Annotated in this window: 7 protein-coding genes and 1 pseudogene; all 8 read left to right on the plus strand. The window is 70.7% G+C overall.

Annotated elements, in window-relative coordinates:
- Nucleotides 1-189 precede the first annotated feature (189 nt).
- Complete coding sequence (locus tag AAT21_RS40165) at nt 190-366, plus strand: hypothetical protein (RefSeq protein ID WP_157840138.1); 177 nt, start codon at nt 190-192, stop codon at nt 364-366.
- A 139-nt stretch (nt 367-505) separates the two neighbouring features.
- Nucleotides 506-2,212 (plus strand): nitrite/sulfite reductase, encoded by a 1,707-nt coding sequence (locus AAT21_RS32000; RefSeq protein WP_046780454.1) that lies wholly within the window; start codon nt 506-508, stop codon nt 2,210-2,212.
- Entirely contained in the window at nt 2,209-2,388 is a 180-nt protein-coding gene (locus tag AAT21_RS32005; RefSeq protein ID WP_030856055.1) for a hypothetical protein, read from the plus strand. Before AAT21_RS32000 ends, AAT21_RS32005 begins: the two co-directional genes overlap by 4 nt.
- Nucleotides 2,385-3,113 (plus strand): phosphoadenylyl-sulfate reductase, encoded by a 729-nt coding sequence (locus AAT21_RS32010; RefSeq protein WP_046780455.1) that lies wholly within the window; start codon nt 2,385-2,387, stop codon nt 3,111-3,113. The genes AAT21_RS32005 and AAT21_RS32010 overlap by 4 nt, the downstream gene beginning before the upstream one ends.
- Nucleotides 3,114-3,148: 35 nt before the next feature.
- Nucleotides 3,149-3,694 carry an adenylyl-sulfate kinase gene (gene cysC, locus AAT21_RS32015; protein ID WP_030856051.1) on the plus strand — a complete coding sequence of 182 codons (546 nt, stop codon included), beginning with the start codon at nt 3,149-3,151 and terminating at the stop codon, nt 3,692-3,694.
- Nucleotides 3,691-4,629, plus strand: a complete 939-nt coding sequence (gene cysD / locus AAT21_RS32020) for a sulfate adenylyltransferase subunit CysD (RefSeq protein WP_046780456.1) — start codon at nt 3,691-3,693, stop codon at nt 4,627-4,629. Before cysC ends, cysD begins: the two co-directional genes overlap by 4 nt.
- Before the next feature lie 2 nt (nt 4,630-4,631).
- Nucleotides 4,632-5,990 carry a sulfate adenylyltransferase subunit 1 gene (locus tag AAT21_RS32025; RefSeq protein WP_046780457.1) on the plus strand — a complete coding sequence of 453 codons (1,359 nt, stop codon included), beginning with the start codon at nt 4,632-4,634 and terminating at the stop codon, nt 5,988-5,990.
- Between the two features lie 185 nt (nt 5,991-6,175).
- Nucleotides 6,176-6,417 (plus strand): annotated as a pseudogene (locus AAT21_RS32030) (sulfate ABC transporter substrate-binding protein); the annotation flags it as partial.

A 6,417-nucleotide genomic window follows, 5' to 3' on the forward strand; every position in this document is an offset into this window, starting at 1 on the left:
ACCACCCAGCCCCGCCGGCGATTGAGGCGCGGCCACCGGCCCGCAGACGGAACACCACCGCACCGCCCGGCCAGGGCAACGGCACCGCCCGGCCAGGGCAACGGCAAGGGTGACGCCCGTCACTGCGTCCCAATATGCGGGACCAGTTCGTCCGAATCGTGGACAGTAGTGGACTCCTCCAATCGGCCCATGACACGCTTCCGCCATGAATGGAGCTGGAATTGCCTTGGTGAGTCGGCGGCACGTCGACCTCGGCCGCATGTCCAGCGCCATCTGTCCGGCGTGCTGACGGAACCAGCAACCGCCGCACATCGCCGCAATCCCGGCATCGTCGCCGTGGAAGTGTCGATCATCGCAGTCCCCTGAAGGCCGAATTCCGCCCTGTCCGCCGGTCACCCCGGCTCGGCGCGGACGATCAGCCGCACCCGCTCAGCGTCCAGGGGTCACGCCACCCCGCCCGCTTCACCCGCCCCTGCCCTGAGCCGCCCAAGAAGGACGTACCGCCATGGCCGCCACCCCCGAAACGCCCGCGCCCGCCGCCGCAGCCGCCGCGCGCCGCAAGACCGGCCGTCACCGCGGCGAGGGACAGTGGGCCGTCGGACACCACACGCCTCTCAACGGCAACGAGCAGTTCAAGAAGGACGACGACGGTCTCAATGTGCGGACACGCATTGAGACGATCTACGCGCACCGGGGCTTCGACTCCATCGACCCCAACGACCTGCGCGGCCGCATGCGCTGGTGGGGCCTCTACACCCAGCGCAAGCCCGGGATCGACGGCGGCAAAACCGCGATCCTGGAGCCGGAGGACCTGGACGACAAGTACTTCATGCTGCGCGTGCGCATCGACGGCGGCCGGCTGACCACCGAGCAGCTGCGCGTCATCGGTGAGATCTCCGAGGAGTTCGCGCGCGGTACCGCCGACCTCACCGACCGCCAGAACGTGCAGTACCACTGGATCCGGATCGAGGACGTCCCGGAGATCTGGCGCCGGCTGGAGGCCGTCGGCCTGTCCACCACCGAGGCCTGCGGTGACACGCCCCGCGTCATCCTCGGCTCGCCCGTCGCCGGCATCGCCCAGGACGAGATCATCGACGGCACGCCCGCCATCGACGAGATCTACCGGCGCATCGTGGGCAACAAGGACTTCTCCAACCTGCCCCGCAAGTTCAAGTCCGCGATCTCCGGCTCGCCGCTCCTCGACGTGGCGCACGAGATCAACGACATCGCGTTCGTGGGCGTGAACCACCCCGAGCACGGTCCCGGCTTCGACGTCTGGGTCGGCGGCGGCCTGTCCACCAACCCCAAGCTCGGTGTGCGCCTGGGCACCTGGGTCTCGCTCGACGAGGTCCCGGACGTGTACGAGGGCGTCATCTCGATCTTCCGTGACTACGGCTACCGCCGGCTGCGCACCCGCGCCCGTCTGAAGTTCCTCGTCGCCGACTGGGGCGCGGCCAAGTTCCGCCAGGTCCTGGAGGACGAGTACCTGAAGCGGAAGCTGACCGACGGCCCCGCGCCCGAGCAGCCCTCCGGCCAGTGGCGCGACCACGTCGGCGTCCACCAGCAGCAGGACGGCAAGTTCTACGTCGGCTTCGCGCCCCGCGTGGGCCGCGTGGACGGCGCCACCCTGGTCAAGATCGCGGACATCGCCGAGCAGCACGGATCCGGCCGCCTGCGCACCACCGCCGAGCAGAAGATGATCGTGCTCGACATCGAGGCCGACCGGGTCGACTCGGTCGTCGAGGCGCTGGAGGCGCTGGATCTGCGGGTCAAGCCGTCCCCGTTCCGCCGCGGCACGATGGCCTGCACCGGGATCGAGTTCTGCAAGCTGGCCATCGTCGAGACCAAGGCGCGCGGCGCCTCGCTCATCGACGAGCTGGAGCGCCGCCTGCCGGACTTCGCCGAGCCGATCACCATCAACATCAACGGCTGCCCGAACGCCTGCGCCCGTATCCAGGTGGCGGACATCGGTCTCAAGGGGCAGCTGGTCCTGGACGACGACGGCAACCAGGTGGAGGGCTACCAGGTCCACCTGGGCGGCGCCCTCGGCCTGGAGGCCGGCTTCGGCCGCAAGGTCCGCGGCCTCAAGGTCACCTCGGCCGGTCTGCCCGACTACGTCGAGCGGGTCGTCAAGAGCTACGAGGAGCAGCGCGAGGACGGCGAGCGCTTCGCGGCCTGGGTCGCCCGCGCGGACGAGAAGAGCCTCTCGTGAGCGAGCGAGCCGCCCCGTTCTACTGCCCGTACTGCGGCGACGAGGACCTGTTCCCCCACGAGACGGGTCACGGCGCGTGGGAGTGCAGGGCCTGCAACCGGGCCTTCCAGCTGAAGTACCTCGGGCTGCTGGCCCGGGGCGTGCAGTCGGGTCCAGCGGGAGGGGACGAGATATGACCACCACTCAAGACGCGAGTCTCAAGAACGCCGCTCTGAAGGCCGCGACGCTCAAGGAGCTGGCCGAACAGGCCGGCCGCGACCTGGAGGACGCCTCCGCGCAGGACATCCTGCGCTGGGCGGCCGGCACCTTCGGTGCGAAGTTCGCCGTGACCTCCTCCATGGAGGACGCGGTCGTCGCGCACCTGGCCTCGCAGGTCTTCCCGGGCGTGGACGTGGTCTTCCTCGACACGGGCTACCACTTCGAGGAGACCATCGGCACCCGGGACGCGGTCGACGCGGTGATGGACGTCAACGTCATCACGCTGACCCCGCGTCAGAGCGTGGCCGAGCAGGACGCCGAGTACGGCACGAGGCTGCACGACCGGGACCCCGACCTGTGCTGCGCGCTGCGCAAGGTCAAGCCGCTGGAAGAGGGCCTGACGGCGTACGACGCGTGGGCGACGGGACTGCGCCGCGACGAGTCCCCGACCCGGGCGAACACCCCGGTGGTCGGCTGGGACGAGAAGCGGCAGAAGGTCAAGATCTCGCCGATCGCCCGCTGGACCCAGGACGACGTGGACGCGTACGTGGCCGAGCACGGTGTACTCACCAACCCGCTGCTGATGGACGGCTACGCCTCCGTCGGCTGCGCCCCCTGCACCCGCCGCGTGGCGGAGGGCGAGGACACGCGGTCCGGCCGCTGGGCCGGGCGGGGCAAGACCGAGTGCGGACTGCACGGCTGATGACGACCAGCGAAGAACTTACGGAGACAGAGCAGATGAGCGTGAGCGACCAGGGCGCCACCGTGTGGCTGACCGGGCTGCCGAGCGCGGGCAAGACCACCATCGCCTACGCGCTGGCCGAGCGGCTGCGCGCCGAGGGCCACCGCGTGGAGGTGCTCGACGGGGACGAGATCCGCGAGTTCCTCTCCGCCGGCCTGGGCTTCAGCCGCGAGGACCGGCACACCAACGTGCAGCGGATCGGCTTCGTCGCCGAACTCCTCGCGAGCAACGGCGTCAAGGCGCTGGTGCCGGTGATCGCGCCCTTCGCGGACAGCCGCGAGGCCGTCCGCACGCGGCACGCCGCCGCGGCGACCGACTACCTCGAAGTGCACGTGGCCACCCCGGTGGAGGTGTGCTCCGAGCGCGACGTGAAGGGTCTGTACGCCAAGCAGGCGGCGGGCGAGATCTCCGGTCTGACCGGGGTCGACGACCCGTACGAGGCACCGGAGTCCCCGGACCTCCGTATCGAGTCGCACACGCAGACCGTGCAGGAGTCGGCCTCGGCCCTGCACGCGCTGCTCACCGAGAGGGGTCTGGCATGACGACGACCGTCGCACACGTCCACGAAGAGACGGACGCGCCCTACGCGCTGTCGCACCTCGACGCCCTCGAGTCCGAGGCCGTGCACATCTTCCGCGAGGTGGCGGGCGAGTTCGAGAAGCCGGTGATCCTTTTCTCCGGCGGCAAGGACTCCATCGTCATGCTGCACCTGGCGCTCAAGGCCTTCGCGCCGGCGCCGGTGCCCTTCGCGCTGCTGCACGTCGACACGGGCCACAACTTCCCCGAGGTGCTGGAGTACCGCGACCGCACGGTCACGAAGCACGGGCTGCGCCTGCACGTGGCGTCCGTCCAGGACTACATCGACGCGGGCAAGCTGCGCGAGCGCCCGGACGGCACCCGCAACCCGCTGCAGACCGTCCCGCTGACCGAGGCGATCCAGAGCCTGAAGTTCGACGCCGTCTTCGGCGGTGGCCGCCGCGACGAGGAGAAGGCGCGCGCCAAGGAGCGGGTGTTCTCCCTGCGCGACGAGTTCTCCCAGTGGGACCCGCGCCGCCAGCGGCCCGAGCTGTGGCAGCTGTACAACGGCCGGCACGCCCCCGGGGAGCACGTGCGTGTCTTCCCGCTGTCGAACTGGACCGAGCTGGACGTGTGGCAGTACATCGCCCGCGAGGGCATCGAACTGCCGGAGATCTACTTCGCCCACGAGCGCGAGGTCTTCAAGCGCAACGGCATGTGGCTGACGGCCGGCGAGTGGGGTGGCGCCAAGGAGGGCGAGACGCCTGAGACGCGGCTCGTCCGCTACCGCACCGTCGGTGACATGTCCTGCACCGGCGCCGTCGACTCCGACGCCGTCACGCTCGACGCCGTGATCGCCGAGATCGCCGTCTCCCGCCTCACCGAGCGGGGCGCGACCCGCGCCGACGACAAGATGTCCGAGGCCGCGATGGAAGACCGCAAGCGCGAAGGGTACTTCTAGACATGACCAGCACCACCGATCAGGTCGCCGGGCGGGGCGACCTCGCAGCGACCACCCTGCTGCGCTTCGCGACCGCCGGTTCCGTCGACGACGGCAAGTCCACCCTGGTGGGCCGGCTGCTGCACGACTCCAAGTCGGTCCTGACCGACCAGATGGAGGCCGTCGAGGCCGTCTCCGCCCAGCGCGGCCAGGAGGCTCCCGACCTGGCGCTGCTCACCGACGGCCTGCGGGCCGAGCGGGAGCAGGGCATCACCATCGACGTCGCGTACCGCTACTTCGCCACCGCGCGCCGCCGGTTCATCCTCGCGGACACCCCCGGGCACGTGCAGTACACCCGGAACATGGTGACCGGTGCCTCGACCGCCGACCTGGCCGTGGTCCTGGTCGACGCCCGCAACGGCGTGATCGAGCAGACCCGCCGGCACGCGGCCGTCGCGGCCCTGCTGCGGGTCCCGCACGTGGTCCTCGCCGTGAACAAGATGGACCTCGTCGGCTACCAGGAGTCGGTCTTCGCGGCCATCGCCGAGGAGTTCACGGCGTACGCCTCGGACCTGGGCGTCCCGGAGATCACCGCGATCCCGATCTCCGCCCTGGCCGGCGACAACGTCGTGGAGCCGTCGGCGAACATGGACTGGTACGGCGGACCGACGGTGCTGGAGCACCTGGAGACCGTCCCGGTCAGCCACGACCTCACGGCCTGCCCGGCGCGTTTCCCGGTGCAGTACGTGATCCGCCCGCAGTCGGCGGAGCACCCCGACTACCGCGGCTACGCGGGCCAGATCGCCTCCGGCGTGCTGCGTGTCGGCGAGGCCGTCACGGTCCTGCCGTCGGGCCGTACTTCGGTCATCGAGGGCATCGACGCGCTGGGCGAGTCGGTGGACATCGCCTGGGCGCCACAGTCGGTGACGGTGCGTCTGAAGGACGACATCGACATCTCGCGCGGCGACCTGATCGCGCCGTCCGCGACCGCCCCGGCCACCACGCAGGACGTCGTGGCGACGGTCTGCCACGTGGCGGACCAGCCCCTGTCCGTGGGCGCCCGGGTGCTGATCAAGCACACGACCCGCACGGTCAAGGCGATCGTCAAGGAGATCCCGTCCCGGCTGACCCTGGACGACCTGTCCCAGCACCCGGAGCCCGGGCAGCTGGTGGCCAACGACATCGGTCTCGTGGTCGTCCGTACCGCCGAGCCGCTCGCGCTCGACGCGTACGCCGACTCCCGCCGCACCGGGTCCTTCCTGCTGATCGACCCGGCCGACGGGACCACTCTGGCGGCGGGCATGGCGGGCGAGTCCTTCGCCTCCAAGGCCGAGCCCGGCGACGCCGCGGCCGAGGCGGACGACGACGGGTGGGACTTCTAGATCATGTTCGCCGATCTGTACGCGACCTTCGCGAAGGAGGGCGGCCGCGTGGGCAGCGGCGCCCTCGGCAGCGGTCAGGGAGGGGTATCGCGATGTGCGCGATGACCGCCCGCCCCGAGCCGTTCCCCATCCACCGAAGAAGACCCGCGCCGTAGTACGACGGCGCGGTGAGAGGAAGTCCTCCCGTGCCTGACACCGGTACCCTCCGCAAGTCCCTGCGCCGCGGCCTGGCCGCCGCCGCTGCCCTGCCGCTGCTGATCGGCGCACTGGCGTCCTGCGGCTACGGCTCCCAGGCGCAGGCCAAGGGCGACGGGACGGCGAACGCCGCTGCCGCGGGCGGGCCGAAGCTGTCGGCGTCCGAGGTCCGGATCGGGTACTTCCCGAACCTGACGCACGCCACCGCGCTGGTCGGCCTGCAGGAGGGCCT

Source organism: Streptomyces yangpuensis, assembly GCF_001005295.1.
Classification (GTDB): Bacteria; Actinomycetota; Actinomycetes; order Streptomycetales; family Streptomycetaceae; genus Streptomyces; species Streptomyces yangpuensis.